Raw genomic sequence first — 21989 nt, 5'->3', positions numbered from 1 at the left:
TGTGGTACCCGCCACGTGATTTATCCGTGGAATCAATCCCAAATCGAAAATCGAAAATCACTTATTGCCCCCGCATTTATCCCTGGGGTCAATCCAAAATCTAAAATCTAAAATCTAAAATCGAATGACTCATCAGTTTGAGCAACGGGAACATCTAATTTGTCATACTCATCTTTGGCGACTTTCTGATATTTGTAAAACAGTCCGCGATCGTCTGCTTTCAGCCCGCAGATTTTCAGCGTACTCGATGAACCGTTGATTTTCTTGCCACTTTTGGAAACAAAAACTTGATAATCATATTCCTTAATTAACGGTTCTTCCAGCGGCGGTGCAACGGAACTGCCTAACAGTTTTGTGCTGTCGTAAAGAGCATCATAAACCATTTTAACTTCGCCCGCGCGGATGCAATTTCCCGATAATGTGTTGGCGATTTTGGAGAGAAGTTTGAAGTCAGCAGAGGCATAGGATATGGTGTTGGCAAACACATCCATGTCTTTGAGTTCTTCGCAAATTTCCCCTAGTTTTGCAGCTTCCGAATTGGCACTTGGGTCATTTGCATAGCCGTCTGTGTGCAAATTTATCGCTGTCATTTCTCCCGCTTTAACCAGAGATTTAGCGAGTTGCATCGACTGCGATATGCAGGTAGAGCCAGCCGTGTGGATTTTTTGAATTTCTTTGATGTATGGAGAGTCAAACTTCAGCACTTCTTGAATGGGAATTCGCTGGAAATGACAAATTACGTCCCCATTGCCAGCATAGGAAATCAGGCTGACGATTAGCTTGTAATTGTTGTACTCGTCTAAGGTCAAAAGCTTGATTAGGGTTTCTTTCAGCGGTTCTAAGTCATAATACATTGAGCCGGAACGATCGATGATGATGATGCTGTGAGCGACGGATTTTTCTGGGATATCGCCTGGTGTTCTCTCTAAATTAATGCGATCGACTAGATAGAATGCCTTGGCGTTTCCGGCAAAATTGTAGAGGGTAAACTTGGTGCGAGTATTGGAGGCTGCTTGGCTGCTGGAACGTTTGACTTGAGATGATTGTTTTGCTTGCCGTGCCATAGTTTTCACCTATGTTGACTTATTCATCAACTTAATCATGACACGCGCTTCTGTGGATGTCAAGGCCTGTGTGGAAAATTATCTGCAAAGCTGAATAAGCATTAATATTTAGCAAAGGTTGCCAAAAGTAGTGGATGTGCATCAAGGCCACAGAAACCGGGTTTTTTACCGAATCTGCGGGTAACAACGAAATATTTTCGTAAAAAAACCCGGTTTCTGACTATCGGCGCCAGTCCTAAAATATTTAGTCAATCATGGTTTATTTAGAAAATCCGCTGCTCAAACTTTATCTAAATGTAATCGGATGGGTGACGTTGGGATTCATTCTCGGCCGCCTGCTACCGAGAAGCTATTCTACATATTTAGCCAAGTTTCTTTTCTTCTGTGGCACGCCATTGAGCATTGTTGCTTTCATCCGCCGCGCCAATTTGTCGGGCGCTATTTGGATGGCGCCGCTGATAGCTTGGGCGGCAATTCTAGCAGGTGGAGGACTCGCTGGGATTTTGATAAATTTCGGTGTCGGCGAGGAACGTTTCAAGAGTCTTAATCCGGCCCAAAATAGCCCGGAACACACCAGCGCTTGGAGTTTGCCCACTAAAGGCAGCTTTTTATTGGCAACGATGCTGGGTAATACGGGTTTTTTAGGCATTCCCGTCACCTTGTCCTTATTAGGTTCGGAACACTTTGCCTGGGCGTTGTTTTACGACTTGCTAGGCACTACGATGGGAATGAATATACTGGGAGTTGCTATTGCTTCTCACTGCGGTAAAAGCGATCGCCGTCAGGGTTGGTTAACACCCCTGCTGGCAATCTTTCAGAATCCGGCACTGTGGGCTTTTGGTTTAGGATTTATCTCGCGCAGCTTGCCGCTGTCGGCACCAATCGCAGAATTGTTAACAACAGGTGCTTGGACGGTAATTACTTTAGCTTTAATTACGATCGGGATGCAGTTGAGCAAGTTGAATTCCTTGCACAACCTCAAACCAGTTTTGGCTTGTCTGGCGATTAAAATGCTGTTTATTCCCTTGGTAATTGGCACGGGATTAACGTTTTTTGGCATCGCAGGCGCGCCGCGACTCGTGCTAGTGCTGCAAATGGCGATGCCTCCTGCTTTTGGTACTACGTTGTTGGCAGAAGCTTTCAATCTCGATCGCGAATTAGCCGTAACTGCGATCGGTCTCGGCTGCGTTAGTTTATTATTCACTATTCCCCTATGGATGAGGCTATTTAATTTTTAATAAAAATAGCATTTGGTAAGTTTAAAAAGTGTATTATTTCAGTGATACCCATCACAATTTTTGAGCGCTATATGTCATATTAATTTAACAATCACTGGACAGGGAAAGTGTATTGGCTTCTCCTAATGTGGAAATAGCCCGTGGAGGACGGGAAGAATATAAGTATGGCAAGTATAAATTTTAGATTGACAGGTTATCAAATTCTCGATCGCATTTACTCAGGAACTCGCACCCTAGTTTATCGAGCTTTCCGTATTGACGACAAACAGCCAGTCGCCATCAAAGTCTTGCGGAGTCAGTATCCCAGCTTCAGCGAACTGGTGCAATTTCGCAATCAGTACACGATCGCCAAAAACCTCAACTTGCCCGGAATCATCGAAACCTACAGCTTAGAAACCTACCACAACAGCTATGCGTTGGTAATGGAAGACTTTGGGGGAATTTCTATAAAAGAATGGACGGAAGAAAGGGAAACTGGGCCGTCTCTGATGGAGTTTTTGCAAGTTGGGATCGACCTGAGTGATACATTAGATATACTCTATCGCCACCGGATAATTCACAAAGACATTAAACCCGCCAATATTTTAATTAATCCGCATACAAAACAAGTCAAACTCATTGACTTTAGTATTGCATCTTTGCTGCCGCGAGAAACTCAAACCCTGATGAATCCTAACGTACTGGAAGGAACACTGGGTTATTTGTCTCCCGAACAAACGGGAAGGATGAATCGCGGCATAGACTACCGCACAGACTTTTACTCTTTGGGCGTAACTTTTTACCAATTGCTGGCGGGACAATTGCCGTTTCAATCCAACGATGCGATGGAATTGCTACACTGTCATATTGCCAAGCAACCACCATCACTGCATCAAATCAATCCTGAAATCCCGCCCGTACTTTCGGAGATTGTCAGCAAATTAATGGCGAAAAATGCCGAAGACCGCTATCAGAGTGCGTTGGGGCTAAAATTCGATTTAGAATATTGTTTGGAGCAACTTGAAGAAAACGGTAGGATAAAGAGTTTTGCGATCGCGCAGAGGGATGTTGGCGATCGATTCACTATACCAGAAAAACTTTATGGTCGCGAAACAGAAGTAGAAACCCTACTCGAAGCCTTCGATCGCGTCAGTAGTGACCGAACTGAAATGATGCTAGTAGGTGGTTTTTCTGGCATTGGAAAAACTGCAATTGTAAATGAAGTTCAAAAACCAATTGTCCGCCAGCGCGGCTATTTTATCAAAGGTAAATTTGACCAATTTAATCGCAACATTCCTTTCTCAGCTTTTGTGCAAGCATTTCGAGACTTAATGGGACAATTGTTGAGCGAAAGTGACGAGGAGTTGAAAAAATGGCAAACTCAAATATTGCAAGCACTGGGTGATAACGCACAAGTCATTATTGAAGTAATTCCCGAACTCTAAAAAATTATTGGCCAACAATCACCTGCACTAGAATTATCAGGAACAGCGGCAAAAAATCGGTTTAATTTGCTGTTCCAAAACTTTATTAAGGTGTTCACAAAACCCAAACATCCCCTGGTGATGTTTTTGGATGACTTGCAGTGGGCAGATTCCGCCTCGCTGCAGTTAATGGAAATGCTGGTGGCCGATGCGACAATCGGCTATTTATTAGTAATTGGTGTCTACCGAGATAATGAAGTGTTTGCAGCACATCCGTTGATGCTGACACTGGATGCAATGGCAAAAGCTGGGGCGACGGTGAATACTCTGACGCTGGAACCGTTGAGTTCAGAAAGTCTCAATCATTTGGTTGCTGATACGCTCAATTGTGCTCCATATTGGGCAAAACCGTTGGCGGATTTGCTGGCACAAAAAACCCAGGGAAATCCCTTTTTTGCAACGCAGTTTCTCAAAGCACTGCATCAGGATGGGCTGATTGAGTTTGATCGGCTTGCTGGTTATTGGCAGTGCGATATTGTGCGAGTTAGGGAGGCAGCGCTGACGGATGATGTGGTCGAGTTTATGGCGTTGCAGTTGCAAAAATTGCCGCCAGCGACTCAGAATGTGTTGAAGTTGGCTGCTTGTGTTGGTAATCAGTTTGATTTGGGGACTTTGGCAGTTGTTTCCGAGCAATTGGAAACGGAAACGGCGGCGGATTTGTGGAAGGCTTTGCAAGAGGGGTTAATCCTGCCTGAAAGTGAAGTCTACAAGTTTTATATGGGGCGAGAAAGACAGGAGGACGCCGAAAATTCGGAGGTGGTGAATTACAAGTTTTTGCACGATCGCGTTCAGCAAGCTGCCTATTCTTTAATTCCCGAACAAGAGCGATCGCGCGTTCACTATCAGATTGGACAATTGCCGATCCAGCAAATTTCACCCGCAGCTATAGAAGAGGAAATTTTTTCAGTTGTCAATCAGTTGAATTATGGTATTGCGCTGATTGAAAACCAAACAGAACGATCTGAATTGGCGCAACTCAACCTCACGGCTTGCCGCAAAGCCAGAGGCGCTACTGCTTATCAAGCTGCTCGCGATTATGCTGCGATCGGGCTAAATTTGCTGGGAGAGAGCGCTTGGCAACGACAGTACGAGATGACCTTGAACTTGCACGACATAGCAGCAGAAGTGGCTTCACTCTGTGGTGATTTTGACCAGATGAATCAGTGGATTGACACTGTGATTTATCATACCAGAACTCCCCTAGAGCGAGTGAGCGTTTACATCGTCAAAATTCAGGCATTATCGTCCCAGAACAAGTTTTTAGAAGCAATTGCTATCGGTTTGTTGAGTCTAAAAGAACTAGGAGTTGAGTTGCCCGATCGCCCTACATCAGAAGATATTCAGCAAGCAGTGCAGGAAATTAATAGCTCGATCGGCGATCGACCGATTGAAGAGTTATTCGAGCTGCCAGCGATAGTGGATGCCCAAAAACTGGCCACCATGCAAGTGGCGGCAAGTATGGTGTCAGTTTGTTATGTGGTCGGTTGGTCTTTGTTTGCGTTGGTGACTGCCTTACAGGTAAATTTATCAAAAATTTGGGTTTAAAACCCTGTCCTTCTAGGACGGCTTTAATTTCTTAAAACTTCTTTCAACAAGTCCAGTAAGTTCCTATATTTGTGATATACTATAAAAGTCAAGGTTTAATTCCTTTACCATCGTAAAACAGTTAAGACACACTTTTAGGTATAAACCGGGGGACGCAGAGCAGCGAAAACTCTTTAAACAGCTAGAGGTTGAATTAAACCTTAAACCAGTTAAAACAAACTATTCTTTTAGGATTGTTAAGTAGGGTAGGGCATACCCAAACTCTAGGTAAATATCCTAGTACGCTTTTGGAGATAGACCCGCTGGGGTGGCTGCGAATCAGGCTCGTTAATTGGTAGTTTTCTACGGTTAAAAGGTCTGAATATTGCCTTTCATGACGCAACACTTAAAGGTTAGTCGCTGAATTAAGAATCCTCGCACTTTTAGGTCGGGGAGTGTCAATTGCATAAGTGGCAGTTGGTAGAAGCAGAGAAATACCGAGTTGCCAGACAGAGGGCAGAAGCTATTGAAATGTACGATCGCGCTATTTCTGGAGCGAAAGAAAACAAATACATCCAAGAAGAAGCCCTCGCTAACGAACTAGCAGCTAAATTCTACCTCGACTGGGGCAAAGAAAAAGTGGCCCAAGCCTATATGCAAGAGGCTTATTACTGTTACGATCGCTGGGGTGCAAAAGCCAAAATCGATGACTTAGAAAAACGCTATCCCCAACTTCTTGCTCCCCTATTGCACGCAATAGAAAACCGTTTGGCAATCAGCGAAACTCGCCTCCACCCAATCAATAAATCGTCAATCTTACCTCAAACATTCCCACGAATTTTATCGAGGTGCGACAGTATTTACGAAACCCTCGATTTCGCGGCTATTCTCAAAGCCTCCCAAACTCTATCGAGTGAAATTAAATTAGAAAAATTGCTAGCTGGACTGATGTCTGTGGTGATGGAAAATGCCGGAGCAAAAAAAGCAGTTCTCCTGTTGCTTAAGGATGGGAATCTCGCGATCGAAGCTGTAGCCTCCTTCCATCAAGATGTCATCTCAATATCTGTACCGCTGTCAGCCAGCGACGAGGTTCCCGCTGCTGTGGTCAACTATGTTAAGCGGACTTGGAAAACTGTGGTTTTGGATAATGCTGCAGTACAAAACGATTTTATTGCCGATCCGTATTTGATGCAGAAAAAGCCCAAAAGTGTGCTGTGCGTGCCAATTTTAAATCAGGGTAAATTAATCGGGTTGCTATATCTAGAAAATAACTTGACAATTGGTGCATTTACAGAAGATCGCACTGATCTCATCCAACTTTTGTGCGCCCAAGCGGCTATCTCTATAGAAAATGCTCGCTTGTACCAACAATCTCAAGCTTATGCACAAGAATTAGAGCGATCGCTCTTTGATTTGCAGCAAGCACAGTTACAGATCGTGCAAAGCGAAAAAATGTCCACATTGGGCAATCTAGTCACAGGAATAGCCCACGAAATAAATAATCCTGTCGGCTTTATTAGTGGCAATATTGAGGAAGCAACCACCACGATCAAATATCTGATTGGCCACTTAAAATTATATCAAGAAAAACTGCCAGATCCCGGCGAGGAAATTGAAGAAGATGCTGAGGATATTGATTTAGAGTATGCCTTAGAAGATTTGCCAAAAATGCTGTTGTCGATGAAAGTCGGGTGCGATCGCATTCGCGGCATTAGCACCAGCCTCCGCACCTTCTCCAGAGCCGATAAAGACTACAAAGTTCCGTTTAATATCCATGAGGGCATTGACAGCACTATCTTAATTTTGAAACACCGGCTGAAAGCCAACGAACACCATCCTGCGATCGAAGTCGTCACAGACTACGGCAATCTCCCTCAAATCGAATGCTTTCCCGGTCAACTGAACCAAGTCTTTATGAACCTGCTTGCTAACGCGATCGATGCTCTAGAAGAATCAAGCCAAGGAGGTAGTTTCGAGGCTCTGAAAGCCTATCCCCACTGTATCACAGTTCGTACCAGTCAGTCGGGCGATCGACACATCAAAATTCAGATTGCCGATAACGGGGCGGGCATGACCGAAGCAGTGAAACAGCGGATTTTTGACCATCTGTTCACAACGAAGGCAGTAGGAAAAGGCACTGGGTTAGGATTGGCGATCGCCCGCCAGATTGTAGTCGAAACCCACGGCGGAACAATTGAGGTGAATTCCCATCAGGGAGAGGGAACTCAATTTGAGATAGTGTTACCTGTTACCGAATAAAAGTTGACTGTTGACTGTTAACTGATGACGGTTGACGGTTGACGGTTGACTGATGACTGAGGAGTGTTGACTGTTAACTGATGACGGTTGACTGTTGACTGTTGACGGTTAACCGTTGACTAATGACTAATGACTAATGACTAATGACTAATGACTGATGACTAATGACTAATGACTAATCGGGCCTTATACCAGCCCCGATCGCAACTCCGAACAGGGACAAAACTTCCCGCGCCCCTTCGCCTGATCCCCACAATCTCAACTATGCTAACGTAGGCAAGCAGCAATCCCTTGTCACGAAGGTGATTAATATAATTTCAAACAATTTATTTGATTTAGGAGCGGTGTATCCCGTATGGCAAACCTGATCGGCACAGACAGCAACGACTTTATTCTAGGAACTCCGCTGAGCGATCGAATTCGCGGCTTAGATGGCGATGACACGGCCCTGGGTGCGGGAGGAGATGACACCCTAGAGGGCGACGGCGGCAACGACCAGCTTCTGGGAGGTGACGGAGCAGATTCGCTGATTGGCGGTGAAGGAAATGACGAACTTATTGGCAACCAAGGCCGCGATTTTGCTTCCGGCGGAAACGGCGACGACTCAATTCGCGGTGGTTTGGGCAACGACATCCTCGAAGGCAACGACGGGATAGACAGCGTGTTGGGAGACGCCGGGGACGACTTAGTTTTTGGCAACGGAGGCTTTGATGTAATTGCCGGCGGTACTGGTAACGACACCCTCACAGGGAATGACGGCGACGATTCCGTGTTCGGCAATGCTGATGACGACTTTCTCTACGGGAATGCGGGGAACGATTCTCTCAACGGCGGCAGTGGTAGAGATCAAATGTTGGGCGCTGAGGGCAACGATTATTTGACCGGCGGCGACGGCGACGACACTTTGTACGGCAATGCTGACAACGATTCGCTTTTCGGAGATGCTGGTAATGACCAGATATTCGGCGGCAAGGCTGACGATACAGTTTTTGGCGGCACCGGTTCCGATACCCTTCGCGGCGATGAAGCCGACGACTCGGTACTGGGAGATGAAGGCAATGACTTTTTGTTTGGTGGCAAAGGTAATGATGGTATCGACGGCGGTTTTGGCGATGACTCCTTGGCTGGAGGTATCGGCGACGATACAATTTTGGGCGGTTTCGGCAATGACAATTTATTTGGAGCAGAGGGTAATGATTCTTTAATCGGAGGCGAGGGTTCGGATACTCTGACTGGCGGCAGCGGCAGCGATGTCTTTGGATTGGGAGCCGGGCCTGGCAGTCTGGCTTTAATTACTGATTACAATGACACAGAGGATTTCTTTGGACTGCCGAGCAATTTATCTTTCGCTCAACTGCTAGTTACCCAAGGCAACGGTGCAAATGTCAGGGATACAGTAATTACGACGCTCGACGGCAAGCTTTTAGCAATTTTGATCGACACTCCGGCGGCGCTAATCGAAGCGAATGATTTTATCGCTGTGACTGGGACGGCTACTCCCAGGCCAACCACCATTACCACTACAACTACAACTACAGTTACAAGCACAATTACAGATCCAACTCAACCTCAAACTTCAACTACAGAATCACTTCCAACTCCGTCTCCAACTCCCACGGAAGCACCGACTCCAACTCCCACGGAAGCACCGACTCCAACTCCCACGGACGAAGCGACGCCTACTCTCACGGAAGCACCGACTCCGACTCCCACGGAAGCACCGACTCCGACTCCCACAGCAGCGCCGACTCCGACGCCAACTGCTGCGCCGACTCCGACTCCCACAGCAGCACCGACTCCGACTCCCACAGCAGCACCGACTCCGACTCCGACGCCAACTGCTGCGAGGATTCCTACTGCACCGACAGTTAGCCCGCCTGATGATTCGCCTCTGGTGTCAATGAGTTCTCTGGCCCCGACTCCGACTCCCGGACTATTGCCAATGCCGGGCCAGACGCCGATATTCCCGACGGTGCCGAACCTGATACCTTTTCCTACACCTGTCCCTCCACCTTTCGGGTTGTAGGTGCGATCGCGCAGTTTAGTGATGAGTTATGAGTTAATGTAAAACTCACTAAACTCATAACTCAAAACTATTTAACGTCCTGGGGAGTTTCGGCCGAGTCTTCTGGCGACTCGGCTGGAGAATCTTCTAGGGGAGATAATTGTTGGCTATACTCCAAGAGCGATCGAAGTTTCATGCGGTGGATGTAAGGCCAGCCGCCATTGGCTTCAATATTCCTGAGCAGTTTGTAAAGTGCTTGGCGGTTGTCGGGAAAAGACGCTTGAAACAAACCGTCCCGAATTTCCCGGTGCGAAGCTTCCAGCCTCCGCAGCAGGGCCAAAAGCAGCAGACTGTCTCCCTGACAACTTTCGCCTAAAGTCCGAATCGCCTCTGTCAGCGATTGCATTTGAGACTGCAACTTTTCTGACTCTAAATCTTTGCCGTTGTCCATACTGCTGCTTCCTTTGAAATCTACAAGGCCTTTGTCCCCAGCCTTTTGGTCAACCGACTAATCGAGCTAGTCGCGATCGCCATTCGGGGTCATAAGCAAAGTAACTTAAGTAGGTTGACTTAAGCAATATTAATTTGCAGTCCAAGTCAGGAAAAGAGCACAACCCGTCGTACCATGTGTATTGGGCTGCGATCCGAACATGATTGAGAAATCATAAGTTCATGCTTATTTTCACGACGCACTAGCTTGATTTTTTGAGTCAATGCCGGTCTCGGTGAAGCGAGGGATCAGGATCTAAATGCTACCCTAAGCGCTGGCCTAGCCTGCCGGCGGGCAATTATATTTTGCTCGAACTAGGGCTTTTTCTTAATATAATCCGATGTTGGATATTGAGGTTTGCAATGAAATATCGTGCTTTAATTGTTGCACTTTTAGCTTTTTGCATGAGTGCGCTGGTTGCTTGTTCTTCTGCTTCTGACACGACGGTGGCAACTACTGAGTTGCTCACCTACGACCAGATTAGAGGTACTGGCTTGGCTAATAACTGCCCTAGCTTGGCAGAAACTTCTCGGGGATCGATCCCCATCGAAGCGGGCGCCACCTATAAACTGACTGGTTTGTGTTTGCAGCCCACAACTTATTTTGTGAAGGAAGAACCAGCAAACAAACGCCAAGAAGCGGAATTTGTGCCTGGTAAATTGCTGACCCGGTTCACGTCGAGCATTGACCAAGTTCAAGGTACGCTCAAGGTCGGTACTGATGGAACTCTGACTTTCACAGAAGAAGACGGCTTGGATTTTCAAGCTATTACGATTCAATTACCGGGCGGAGAGCAAGTACCTTTCTTGTTTACCATTAAACAGCTAGTGGCAAGTTCCGAACCCGGAGTGGTTGCTATCAATACTTCCACCGATTTGAGAGGGGAGTTTAACGTTCCTTCTTACCGCAGCGCAGGCTTTTTAGACCCTAAAGCCCGCGGGGTATCGACTGGCTACGACAATGCTGTAGCGCTTCCGGCTAGTGACAATTCCAAACGGGTGCGGGCTAATGTTAAGGTTGCTGACACTCGCACCAAGGCCGGCAAAATTTCTCTCCAAGTTGCTAAAGTCAACAGCGCCACAGGCGAAGTTGGCGGGATTTTTGAGAGCACGCAGCCTTCTGATACTGATTTGGGAGCTAGACCGGCTCTGGACGTGAAAATTCGGGGTTTGTTTTACGCTCGCATTGAGCCTTCTGTGTCATAAAATTGGCTTTCAGGATCGATCGAATTTGAGCAGTTTCTGGCCGTAAAGCTCCTGCTCCCTCTTCATTAGCCAACAGTCTCGAGCAATATAACTTAGGACTGTTGACTAATGACTAAATTTATGGTTAAACTGTGGTCATTCGCAACTTATTAAGTTGGAATTTTTAATTAATTAAAGTATTGTATTAAAACCGCTTTCAGATTATAATATACTTGGGCAAAATCCCGGTTTAATTCTGGCTTGTCTCGAAAGTCTTCTACCTGATAAAGTTCTGCCTTATGCGGAAAACCTTCGGATAATTCAGCTAAATCCCTGCACCTTCGGAAAGTTAAACGGGTGTGTCCGCTATCACACCGATTAAGTGCTAGGATTACACTACCTAAAAGTGAATTTTTTTAGACTAGATTGGAAACTATATCTAAAGCAACTTCAGTCCTCTGCTCTACCAACCCTTATGTCACCATGTCTACCACAGTGCCGAACGAGCTAAAAAGCGAAAATTTGCAATTGTTGCGCGAGTACCAACTTTCTGGATCGAATGAAATCCGCAATCAGTTAGTTAAACTGAATGTTGGACTGGTCAGAAAAGAAGTTTACCACTGGCTCAACCAGTGCGGTGAAAGCTACGACGATTTGCTGCAAGTCGGATGTATTGGGTTGATCAGGGCGATCGAGCGGTTTGATATCGCCAAGGGACACGCTTTTAGTTCCTTTGCAATTCCCTACATACGGGGCGAAATTCAACACTACTTGCGCGACAAAAGCCCTTCGGTGCGCTTTCCCCGCCACTGGCAGTCCCTGGAACGCAAATCAGTAGCAGCGATCAAGGAGTTGCAGGTGCAGTTAAACCGGAAACCTACGGATGCTGAAGTAGCAGCAGCCCTTGAGGTTTCTGTACAAGAATGGCAAGAAATTAAGTTGGCCCATCTCAACAGATCGCCTCTGAGTTTGGACGCGCCGATGCAAGATGAAGACGAGGGGGCGACTTGTCTGGGAGAATTGGTACCCGATAGCAAGTATCGGAGTTTTCAGTTGGCGCAAGAGGATCAAATTCGCGTACAGCAAGCTTTGGCTATGTTGGAACAACGGACTCGCGAGATATTGGAGTTTGTTTTTCTCTACGATTTGACTCAGAAGGAAACGGCTGAACGCTTGGGTATCAGTGCGGTGACAGTTTCTCGGCGAGTTAAGAAGGGGCTGGATTTGCTCAAAGAGATTATGACTAAACAGCTTTAGTTATTATTAGTCAGTTGTTGGTTGTCAGTTGTCAGTTGTTGGTTGTCAGTTGTGAACAGTTAACAGTTAACAGTCAACCGTTAACAGTTAACAGTTAACCGTTAACAGTCAACAGACTAATTTTTAGATGCTGCGGACAAATTTATCGAGCCTTTCTACGGCTTTTTTAATGGTGCCTAAATCGGTAGCGTAAGACAAGCGAATGTGGTCATCTGCGCCAAAAGCAATCCCCGGAATAACTGCTACTTGCTGCTGTTCTAAGAAAGCGTCGCAAAATTCCAAAGAATTCATTCCAGTCTTGCTGATGTTGACAAACATATAGAAAGCACCGTCTGGTTTAATACAGCTAATTCCAGGGACAGCATCGAGTAATTCAAATATTACCTGACGCCTTTCGGCAAAAGCTAGACGCATTGTTTCGACAGACTCTTGACTGCTTTCCAAAGCTGCGATCGCACCGTACTGTGCAAAGGTACAGACATTTGAGGTACTGTGACCTTGAATGGTGTTGGTGGCTTTGATTAATTCGATCGGCCCGGCCAAATAACCGATTCGCCAGCCTGTCATCGAGTAAGCTTTAGCAAAACCGCTGCTGATCAGGGTGCGATCGAAGATTTCTTTGCCCAGGGAACCGATGCTGACGTGCTGGGCGTCGTCATATATAATTTTTTCGTAAATCTCGTCAGCAACGACTAAAATATCTCGATCGACTATCACCTCGGCCAATGCTTTGATTTCCGCCGGAGTATACACCATTCCCGTCGGATTAGAAGGCGAATTCAGTACAAATAACTTGGTTTTGGGAGTAATCGCTCGACTCAGTTGTTCCGGTGTAATTTTATATCCTGTAGAAGCATCAGTCCGTACAATTACTGGCTTGCCGCTAGCGAGTTTGACCATTTCTGGGTAGCTTAGCCAGTAGGGAGCCGGAATAATTACTTCCTCTCCCGGCTCGATCAGAGCCATCATCAGATTGTAGAGGGAATGCTTGCCGCCGTTGGTGACAATGATATTTTCCGGTTGATAGTTGAGATTGTTGTCGGATTGGAGTTTGCGCGCGATCGCAGCTTTTAACTGCGGTTCCCCAGCCACAGGGCCGTACTTAGTCTTCCCCGCGTCTAAAGCTTGTTTTGCCGCTGCTTTAATGTGTTCGGGGGTATCAAAGTCGGGTTCTCCCGTACTCAAACTACAGACATCAATCCCTTCGGCCTTCATGGCTTTAGCCTTAGCGGCGATCGCCAAGGTTATAGAAGGAGTAACCTCACCCACTCGTGCTGCCAACTTAATCATTGGATTTTAGATATTAGATTTTTGACTTTAGATCATAGGGCGACAAATCGTGATATTCAACCCTGTTGTTAGGGAATTATGACATTTGTTTACATAGTACGTAAAGGATTAAGCAATTAAAGAATAAAAATTAAAAAAGCTCTTAGTTTTAATTTTTATTTTTTAATTTTTCAATTTTGACGTTATTATTGTAGCATTTTTGATGCCTCGTTACCCTCAACGCCGATCTGCAAGCTTATGGATCTCAAATCTCTGATTCGCGACATTCCTGATTTCCCCAAGCCGGGAATTCTGTTTCGAGACATTACAACTTTGCTGCGCGACCCGCAAGGGCTGAGCTACACCATTGACAGCTTAGCGGAAAAATGCTCTGCAATGTCTGTTGACTATGTGGTGGGCATGGAATCGCGGGGCTTCATCTTTGGCGCGCCGTTGGCTTATAAAATGGGAATAGGCTTTATTCCTGTCCGCAAGCCGGGGAAACTGCCAGGTGCGGTTCATTTTGCTGAGTACGAATTGGAGTACGGTGTCGATCGACTGGAGATGCACCGAGATGCCATGACATCCGGCAGCCGGGTGCTGATTGTGGACGATTTAATCGCCACTGGCGGAACAGCAGCAGCGACGGCTAAATTGTTAGAGCAAGCTGGCTGCGAGCTTGTCGGTTTTGCTTTTATCATTGAATTGCAGGCCTTGGGCGGCAGGCAGAAATTGCCCGATGTGCCGATCGTCACGCTAGTGGAATATTAGTTAGTTAACTGTTGGCAGTTGACAGTTGACAGTTGACAGTTGACTGCTGACAGTTGAATAAAAACTCCTGACAAATAATATCCTTGACCTTTGCATCGCAATTATTTATTTCTCTCTTCTCTTTCTCTGCGTTCTCTGCGTTCTCTGTGGTTAAATCATTCCGATGCAACCGGCATTAATATCATTCACAATTCTTCAAATCTAAAATCTAAAATCTAAAATCTAAAATCCTATGACTTCTCTTAAATTGAATCAAAATTGGCGAGGGTTGAGTTCTCTGTTTAGCAGCGAGACATTTACTTATATTTTCAAGCGACTGTTGCAGGCACTTTTAACCCTATTTTTGGCATCGATGCTTTGTTTTGCAATTATTGAGCTAGCACCGGGAAATTACTTGGATACATTGAGCCAAAATCCCAAGATTTCGCCGGAGACACTCAAGCAACTCGAACAGCAGTTCGGCTTAGATAAACCAGCTATTGTGCAGTATTGGCTGTGGCTGCAACAAATTGTGACGCGGGGGAATTTTGGCACGAGTTTTGTGTATCAGCGATCCGTAGCTTCGCTGCTGTGGGAACGGGTACCGGCGACGTTATTAATGGCGATCGCATCTTTGATTGTAACTTGGGCGATCGCGATTCCCTTGGGAATAGTCGCCGCCGTCAATCAAAACCGCACAGTCGATCGAGTTTTGCAAGTAGTCAGCTACACCGGACAGGGATTTCCGAGCTTTATTACAGCTTTGTTGCTGCTATTTTTCGCACAAAATACTTCGCCTCTGTTTCCCGTCGGAGGAATGACGAGTATTGACCACGCAGACTTACCTTGGTGGGGTCAAATCCTCGATTACGGCTGGCACTTAATTTTGCCAACAGTCGCCCTCAGCCTTACTGGTTTTGCGGGTTTGCAAAGATTGATGCGCGGGCAATTGTTGGACGTGCTGCGTCAAGATTACATCCGAACAGCACGGGCTAAAGGTTTGCCGGACGATCGAGTAATTTACGTTCACGCTTTGCGGAATGCTGTTAATCCGTTGATTACGCTATTGGGTTTTGAGTTTGCTAGTTTGTTGAGCGGTGCGTTTATTGCGGAATTTTTCTTTAATTGGCCTGGTTTGGGAAAGCTGACTTTGGAGGCGGTGAACAATCAAGATTTGTATTTAGTAATGGCAAGTTTGATGATGGGTGCAACCATGTTGATTGTGGGGAATTTGTTGGCAGATTTGCTGCTCAAAGCTGTCGATCCTCGGATTAAGCTGGAAGATTTGAAATAGAAGACTTAATTGAGTAACAGAAGGTACGCAAGGGCGATTTGTAATAGTCAACAGTCAACAGTCAACAGTCAACAGTATTCCGATTATCCATGCCCCATGCCCCATCCCCCATTACCCATCTCGGAGTGTTTTATGTCAGAAAAACAACCAAAGGAGCCAATTAGTTTTAGCAGCTTTGCCGACTGGTGCAGGCATATTGACAGTCTTTCAGAATCGGCAAGGCACACAGTTAAAGTGTTGTTAAAAAAGGCTGGCACTGATGACCCACAAGGAGCGGAGCAGATACTTTCAAGCATGACAGAACTGGATCTGGGCAGCAATCAAATTACCGATATCAGCTTCATCAGCTTCCTCGGCTCGCTCACCAATCTGACAGAACTGAATCTCTACAACAATCAAATTACCGACTTCAGCTTTCTCGGCTCGCTCACCAATCTGACAACACTGTATCTGGACTACAATCAAATTACCGACATCAGCTTCCTCGGCTCGCTCACCAATCTGACAACACTGTATCTCAACTGCAATCGAATTACCGATATCAGCGCCTTGCGCTCGCTCACCAATCTGACAACACTGAATCTGGGCACCAATCCAATTACCGATATCAGCGCCTTGCGCTCGCTCACCAATCTGACAACACTGGATCTCTTCAACAATCGAATTACCGACATCAGCTTCCTCGGCTCGCTCACCAATCTGACAACACTGAATCTCAGCTTGAATCGAATTACCGACATCAGCTTCCTCGGCTCGCTCACCAATCTGACAACACTGGATCTCTACAACAATAAAATTACCGACTTCAGCTTCCTCGGCTCGCTCACCAATCTGACAACACTGAATCTGTGCGGCAATCAAATTACCGACATCAGCTTCCTCGGCTCGCTCACCAATCTGACAACACTGTATCTGGGCACCAATCAAATTACCGACATCAGCTTCCTCGGCTCGCTCACCAATCTGACAACACTGCATCTGGACTACAATCCAATTACCGATATCAGCGCCTTGCGCTCGCTCACCAATCTGACAGAACTGAATCTCTACAACAATCAAATTACCGCTCTGTGCGTGTTAGGCGAACTCGCACAGAAACGTCTTACTCTCTCGACTAGACCAATTGATGGTCAAAAAGCCACAGAAGCCATCAAAGTTGCCTATGCCGCTATTGGCCTAGAAGAACCCGAAGTTATTATTTGCAGCAGTCCCCGCGACGCTTATCCCCAAATCTTCAACTTGCTCAAACGCGACCATTCACAAAACTGCTCAGACGAATACAGAAATAGATTGGGGAAAAATCTAGACCGGAAATGGATGTCCCCTGGGGGAGAATTTGCAAGTCCGGCGGTGTGGAAGTATGAGCTCGATAGCATGACGATGGAGTCCGAAGCAGACAGTACACTGAGTTCGCTAATGAACGAATTGGTTCACAGCTATGCGCGATCGGAACAAAGGAGCGGGAATGTTTTTCCCGGTCTTTGGTTCCACCTGTCATTCCGTGAAACCCCCACGACTTTGTTTAAAGAAATCTATTTGACCCAATTGTATATATCTTCATTAGGCGTCAATCTTTCCCAAAAGGCACAAGAAATACTTCGCTGCCAAAAGCTGCTTTTCGAGCATTGCGGTTGGATATTTCCCTTTGAAAAGATTTGCGCGGTGTGCGATCGCCCCCGCCACCTTCGCTTTGACAGTCAAAACCGCTTGCACGCGGAAGCAGAACCTGCGATCGAGTTTGCGGATGGATGGAATTTTTACTATTATCACGGCGTCAGATTGCCTTAAGAATACGGCAAAGTCCACCCAAATAAATGGCAATCGCAATGGCTTTTAGCAGAAGAGAATGCCGAACTTCGGCGAGTGTTAATTCAAGGAATTGGTTACGATCGCATTTGTCAAGAGTTGCAAGCAAAACAAATAGATAGTTGGCAGGAATATGCACTATTACAAATAGATAACGCCGATGTCGAGCCGATTTGTTTGTTAAAAATGACTTGTCCGAGTACGGGATTCATTCACGCTTTGAGAGTTCCACCTAACCTGACATCAGCGAGGGAGGCAATTCGCTGGGTAAATTGGGATATCGATCCAGAGGAATTTTCCGTGCAAACTTGATATTAGCAAGGATTTCAGCGATCGAGAATGTCCTTGTTTTAATTTCAGAAACGAGATGACAATTCCTGGAAGAACGAGCTAGGCTAGCTGTAGACATCTATTTCGATCGGGATTTACGCACGGGTGGCCAGAAACCGGGTTTTTTCTGAGAAGACGTGTTATACCAATTTTTTATCAGGTTGCATAGAATCCGATCCCCCCTAGCCCCCCTTAATAAGGGGGGGACAAGATTCCGATCAAAGTCCCCCTTCTTAAGGGGGATTTAGGGGGATCGAGATATGTGCAACTTCACATTAAATTGGTATTATAGCACCCAAAAGCGACAAAAACCCGGTTTCTTTGGTGTTGATGCGTAATATCCTGTGCGGTAGATTAGCGATTTGTCGTCGAGGGGGGCAGGTTTATGAGATTGTCGGTTTTCGGCAATTATTGTCGGTGAACCTGCCCCTACAAGACATGGCGTTTGTAATAACGGATCGGATCTATCTGAGATATTGCAGCATTCTCCATTAGCTGTAGGGGCGGGTTCGCCAGTAGGCTTAAACGTTTGCAGACAGGTTAAATAAACCCGCCCTCCCCCACGAATAATCCCCTCAAGTCAATCGGACTCGATATAACTCCTATTATTCCCAGGAATGCACAGATAAAATTTCATTCACCCTCCAAACATGGCAAAACCACTAGCAATAGAAACTCGCGGGCTGACGAAACAATTCGATCGCCATATAGCCGTCAATGACATCGATTTGCAAGTAGCAGCAGGCGAAGTATGCGGACTGATCGGCCCCAACGGTGCCGGGAAAACTACTTTGCTGCGGATGTTGGCGGCGGCCCAGGAACCGACTACAGGGGAAATTTACATCAACGGAGATAGGTTATTGCGCGATCGATCGCACCCGATTCTCAAACAGCGCATCGGCTTTCTTCCCGATGACTTTCCCCTCTACGACGACTTGACTGTTTGGGATTATTTAGACTATTTTGCCCGACTCTACAACCTCCAGCAACCGCGCCGCCGAGAGCGAATCAACTCCGTGTTAGAACTCGTGCAACTAACCAACAAGCGCAACAGCTTAATTTCCACCCTTTCGCGGGGAATGAAACAGCGCCTGAGTTTGGGGAGAACTATTATCCACGAACCGCTATTGTTGTTGTTAGACGAACCGGTTTCTGGCTTAGATCCGATCGCCCGAATGCAGTTCCGCGAAATTATCAAACTTTTGCAACAAGTGGGCATGACTGTAGTCATATCATCTCACGTCCTCAGCGACTTAGCCGAACTTTGTACCTGGGTTGGTATCATGGAACTCGGATATCTGGTCGAAAGCGCACCTTTACAAGAACTTTACAAACGCCTCAGCCGCCAGCAAATTTTGATGTCGGTTTTAGGAAATAAATTAGAAGCGCTAATATCCGAGTTAAAAAACTTTCCTTGGATAGAAAATTGGGCAATAATCCCGGAAACTCAACAGGTGTGCGTTGATTTTTCAGGAAGCCCGGAAGATGCAGCCAATTTATTACGCGAACTCGTCGCCGCCAACATTCCCCTAACCGAATTCCACTGCACTCAAGAAGACTTAGAAACCATCTTCCTCAAGATGGGACACCAGCAAGCATCTTAATTTAGTCGTTTCCATAATCAAATTAATTCTTTGTGGAACGGGCATCTTTCCCGTTATTGAAAATAATTCAACAGTGAGTTATAACTGAGTTATATTCTTTACGGTTGGACCGGAATTATTTAACCGCAGAGAGCGCAGAGGACACAGAGGAAGAGAAGAGAGAGAATTACCAATTACCAATAACTAATCAACCATGACACTCAACTTACTGGACAAAGTCGGCAACTGGAATCCCCAGTTATTTCGAGAAATCAAAGGCCGCTTGAATATTGGCAATATGGCGATCGCATCTGCTTTCTCGTTAGGGCCTCAACTGCTGCTGTTCATGTATTACAGCGCCCAGTTACCCGTTGCCCTTCGTAATGTCGATCGTACTGAACCGATTTATAACAGATTTTGTGTTTTAAAGACGACTACTAACACAAAACAAGGAACACAATGTCTCACAGATGCCTTGGGTAATATAGTAATTGATTGGCCCAAGTGGTGGGTAGAAATATTTATTTGGCTGAGTATATTTAGCGTGTTAGTCCTATTAGTAGCAGGGACTTATATGCTCGTCAGTGACTTAGACAAGGAGGAACGCCTGGGTACGCTCAACTTTATTCGCCTCAGTCCCCAATCTGCCAACACCATTTTTATTGGCAAAATTCTCGGTGTCCCTATTTTAGTGTATCTAGCAGCAATTCTGGCGATACCACTACATCTATACAGTGGATTAGCTGCTCAAATACCTTTGAATGAAATTTTATGCTTCTACATGGCGATTGCAGCCAGTTGTAGTTTATTCTACAGCACTGCGATGCTATTTGGATTGACAACCAGTTGGTTGGGAGGATTTCAACCTTGGTTGGCTAGCGGTATCGCTTTGTTTGTGTTTGTAATCTCTACCATGAAGTTAACAGTAACTGCTGGGGATTTAGGAACATTTGTATCTGCCATTGGCATCCTAAGATATCTAATTGTTGGAAGAATGGATAACTATGAATTTAATTCATTAGGTGCAGACATACACCAGTTACAATGGTTTTACTTGCCCATCGGTAAAAATATTGTAAGTGGCATTATTTTGTCTCTGTCAATTTGTAGTATCGGAACCTATTGGATGTGGCAGGGATGGCAGCGCCGTTTTCCCAATCCCACTACTACAGTTTTGAGCAAGCGACAAAGTTATTTTGCTGTTATCTGCTGTCAGCCCATTATCTTAGGCTTTGCACTCCAATCTGACCCCCTAGCCTACGGTAAAACTTTTCCTTTGCTAACATTGAATTTGGTGATGTTCTTAATTGTAATAGCATCTTTAACATCTGAGAGACAATCTTTGTATGATTGGGCAAGGTATCGGCAACAAATTGTTCCCAGCGGTCACAAGTTGTGGCGACGTTACCCACTACTCGATTTGGTTTGGAGCGAAAAAAGTCCGGCTGTAGTTGCGATCGCGATTAATCTTCTCAGCTCATCCTTCATTTTACTCAGCGGACTAATTTTAATAGATCGGGGCGAGTTTGAAAAGTCTCACACAAGCATATTTTGGAATGTAATTCTCGGTATCAATCTGATCCTCATCTACGCAACCATCACCCAACTATTCCTATTTCTCAAAACCCGCAATCAGGAAATTTGGGCCGTAGGTACTATCAGCGGTGCTATCTTGTTACCACCTGTGATTTTATCTATGCTCTTGCTCACTCCAGAAAAAAATCCTGTCTTCTGGCTATCTTCAACCTTTCCGATTTTTTGGTCTTTTTCGCCTGACATAGGATCTGGAACTACGATTTTGATTTCGATACTCAGTCAGTGGACTGTGTTGCTGTTGTTGAATCTCAAATTGCGATCGCAACTGAGACTCGCAGGGGAATCAGCTTCTAAAGCACTGCTGAAAGCTTGAAAAAGCAGGGGAAACTTGAAACTCCGATTCAGGCCGGGATTTAAACCCCTGCCTGAAACCTTAAGTCGTCTTCAGACGACTGTTCAACTAACTTAGGAGCGCGAATTAAATAACTTACAATTTTAATTGTTATTGTGGGATGGGCGTCCCGCCCGTCCACTCATGACGGGCGGGACGCCCATCCCACTTTCAAGAGTGGAAGTTATTTAATTCTCATTCCTTATTATGCCAATTCCGCATTTATACTCGACTTTATATTAAGCGATAGCGGTCGCCGCTACATACAAAGCTCACCTTCGCAGGCTTTAAGATTAAAGTTGAAAAAAAAATCTGACTGTAAGCTGTTCGACATTTAAAGGACGATTGTAGGGTGCCCAGCGTACATAAGCGTTTCCCTTGTAAGCGTAAGTGTTCGCGAATGGCGCACCTTACCTGGTTCGTTAGTCGTTTAAATGCTCCACAGCTTACAGATCCAAAATTATAGAGTCAGCGTATATTACTAATGAACGCAGTACAAAATTTCATAGGTTCGCACCGCTAAAAATTTCAGCTTGCCTGTTTGGA

11 protein-coding genes and 4 pseudogenes are annotated in these 21989 nt (G+C 45.7%); 12 read left to right on the top strand and 3 right to left on the bottom strand.

Features of this window, described 5'->3' with window-relative positions:
• Positions 1–107: 107 nt before the first annotated feature.
• Positions 108–1064: a hypothetical protein gene (locus tag QUB51_RS03050; protein ID WP_333053692.1), complete on the bottom strand. Its 957-nt coding sequence runs from the start codon at positions 1062–1064 to the stop codon at positions 108–110.
• A gap of 254 nt (positions 1065–1318) precedes the next feature.
• On the opposite strand from QUB51_RS03050, the gene QUB51_RS03045 reads away from it, so the two are divergent.
• The 4 genes and pseudogenes from QUB51_RS03045 (at position 1319) to QUB51_RS03030 (ending at position 9574) form a co-directional block, all read left to right on the top strand.
• A complete protein-coding gene (locus tag QUB51_RS03045; protein ID WP_333259193.1) occupies positions 1319–2302 on the top strand; it encodes an AEC family transporter in 984 nt (327 codons plus the stop codon).
• Between the two features lie 164 nt (positions 2303–2466).
• Positions 2467–5295 (top strand): annotated as a pseudogene (locus QUB51_RS03040) (ATP-binding protein); the annotation flags it as partial.
• Between the two features lie 456 nt (positions 5296–5751).
• Positions 5752–7548: pseudogene (locus QUB51_RS03035) on the top strand (GAF domain-containing sensor histidine kinase); the annotation flags it as partial.
• Between the two features lie 355 nt (positions 7549–7903).
• On the top strand, positions 7904–9574 hold the full coding sequence (locus QUB51_RS03030) for a calcium-binding protein (protein ID WP_333053689.1): 1671 nt from the start codon (positions 7904–7906) through the stop codon (positions 9572–9574).
• A 67-nt stretch (positions 9575–9641) separates the two neighbouring features.
• On the opposite strand, the gene QUB51_RS03025 is transcribed toward QUB51_RS03030, so the two are convergent.
• Complete coding sequence (locus tag QUB51_RS03025) at positions 9642–10004, bottom strand: hypothetical protein (RefSeq protein WP_333053688.1); 363 nt, start codon at positions 10002–10004, stop codon at positions 9642–9644.
• A gap of 401 nt (positions 10005–10405) precedes the next feature.
• On the opposite strand from QUB51_RS03025, the gene QUB51_RS03020 reads away from it, so the two are divergent.
• Together QUB51_RS03020 and QUB51_RS03015 are read left to right on the top strand one after the other, a co-directional pair.
• On the top strand, positions 10406–11248 hold the full coding sequence (locus tag QUB51_RS03020; RefSeq protein WP_333053687.1) for a photosystem II manganese-stabilizing polypeptide: 843 nt from the start codon (positions 10406–10408) through the stop codon (positions 11246–11248).
• 462 nt (positions 11249–11710) lie between these two features.
• Entirely contained in the window at positions 11711–12484 is a 774-nt protein-coding gene (locus tag QUB51_RS03015) for an RNA polymerase sigma factor SigF (RefSeq protein ID WP_333053793.1), read from the top strand.
• Positions 12485–12607: 123 nt separating this feature from the next.
• Here the strand turns inward: QUB51_RS03015 and QUB51_RS03010 are convergent, their stop codons facing one another.
• Complete coding sequence (locus tag QUB51_RS03010) at positions 12608–13774, bottom strand: pyridoxal phosphate-dependent aminotransferase (RefSeq protein WP_333259196.1); 1167 nt, start codon at positions 13772–13774, stop codon at positions 12608–12610.
• Positions 13775–14011: 237 nt separating this feature from the next.
• Here QUB51_RS03010 and QUB51_RS03005 point away from each other — a divergent pair, with 237 nt between their 5' ends.
• From QUB51_RS03005 to QUB51_RS02985, 6 genes and pseudogenes are all read left to right on the top strand, one after another.
• Positions 14012–14524, top strand: a complete 513-nt coding sequence (locus QUB51_RS03005) for an adenine phosphoribosyltransferase (protein ID WP_333040475.1) — start codon at positions 14012–14014, stop codon at positions 14522–14524.
• 232 nt (positions 14525–14756) lie between these two features.
• Positions 14757–15797: an ABC transporter permease gene (locus QUB51_RS03000; RefSeq protein ID WP_333259200.1), complete on the top strand. Its 1041-nt coding sequence runs from the start codon at positions 14757–14759 to the stop codon at positions 15795–15797.
• 96 nt (positions 15798–15893) lie between these two features.
• Positions 15894–16856 (top strand): annotated as a pseudogene (locus tag QUB51_RS30360) (leucine-rich repeat domain-containing protein); the annotation flags it as partial.
• Positions 16836–17915 (top strand): annotated as a pseudogene (locus tag QUB51_RS30355) (DUF6745 domain-containing protein). The pseudogenes QUB51_RS30360 and QUB51_RS30355, both read left to right, overlap by 21 nt.
• 668 nt (positions 17916–18583) lie before the next feature.
• A complete protein-coding gene (locus tag QUB51_RS02990) occupies positions 18584–19537 on the top strand; it encodes an ABC transporter ATP-binding protein (RefSeq protein ID WP_333053682.1) in 954 nt (317 codons plus the stop codon).
• A 193-nt stretch (positions 19538–19730) separates the two neighbouring features.
• The gene (locus QUB51_RS02985; protein WP_333053681.1) at positions 19731–21425 is read left to right on the top strand and encodes a hypothetical protein; all 1695 of its coding nucleotides are present in this window, start codon (positions 19731–19733) and stop codon (positions 21423–21425) included.
• The last annotated feature ends 564 nt before the right edge of the window (positions 21426–21989 follow it).

The organism is Microcoleus sp. AT8-A3, from assembly GCF_036705675.1.
Lineage (GTDB): Bacteria > Cyanobacteriota > Cyanobacteriia > Cyanobacteriales > Microcoleaceae > Microcoleus.
Note: the sequence above shows the minus strand (reverse complement) of the source record. Positions and strands in the feature narration are given on the sequence as shown.

Coding starts and splice junctions, on each gene's coding strand:
- QUB51_RS03050 (WP_333053692.1), bottom strand. CDS start 1,064: ATGGCACGGCAAGCAAAACAATCATCTCAAGTCAAACGTTCCAGCAGC.
- QUB51_RS03045 (WP_333259193.1), top strand. CDS start 1,319: ATGGTTTATTTAGAAAATCCGCTGCTCAAACTTTATCTAAATGTAATC.
- QUB51_RS03030 (WP_333053689.1), top strand. CDS start 7,904: ATGGCAAACCTGATCGGCACAGACAGCAACGACTTTATTCTAGGAACT.
- QUB51_RS03025 (WP_333053688.1), bottom strand. CDS start 10,004: ATGGACAACGGCAAAGATTTAGAGTCAGAAAAGTTGCAGTCTCAAATG.
- QUB51_RS03020 (WP_333053687.1), top strand. CDS start 10,406: ATGAAATATCGTGCTTTAATTGTTGCACTTTTAGCTTTTTGCATGAGT.
- QUB51_RS03015 (WP_333053793.1), top strand. CDS start 11,711: ATGTCTACCACAGTGCCGAACGAGCTAAAAAGCGAAAATTTGCAATTG.
- QUB51_RS03010 (WP_333259196.1), bottom strand. CDS start 13,774: ATGATTAAGTTGGCAGCACGAGTGGGTGAGGTTACTCCTTCTATAACC.
- QUB51_RS03005 (WP_333040475.1), top strand. CDS start 14,012: ATGGATCTCAAATCTCTGATTCGCGACATTCCTGATTTCCCCAAGCCG.
- QUB51_RS03000 (WP_333259200.1), top strand. CDS start 14,757: ATGACTTCTCTTAAATTGAATCAAAATTGGCGAGGGTTGAGTTCTCTG.
- QUB51_RS02990 (WP_333053682.1), top strand. CDS start 18,584: ATGGCAAAACCACTAGCAATAGAAACTCGCGGGCTGACGAAACAATTC.
- QUB51_RS02985 (WP_333053681.1), top strand. CDS start 19,731: ATGACACTCAACTTACTGGACAAAGTCGGCAACTGGAATCCCCAGTTA.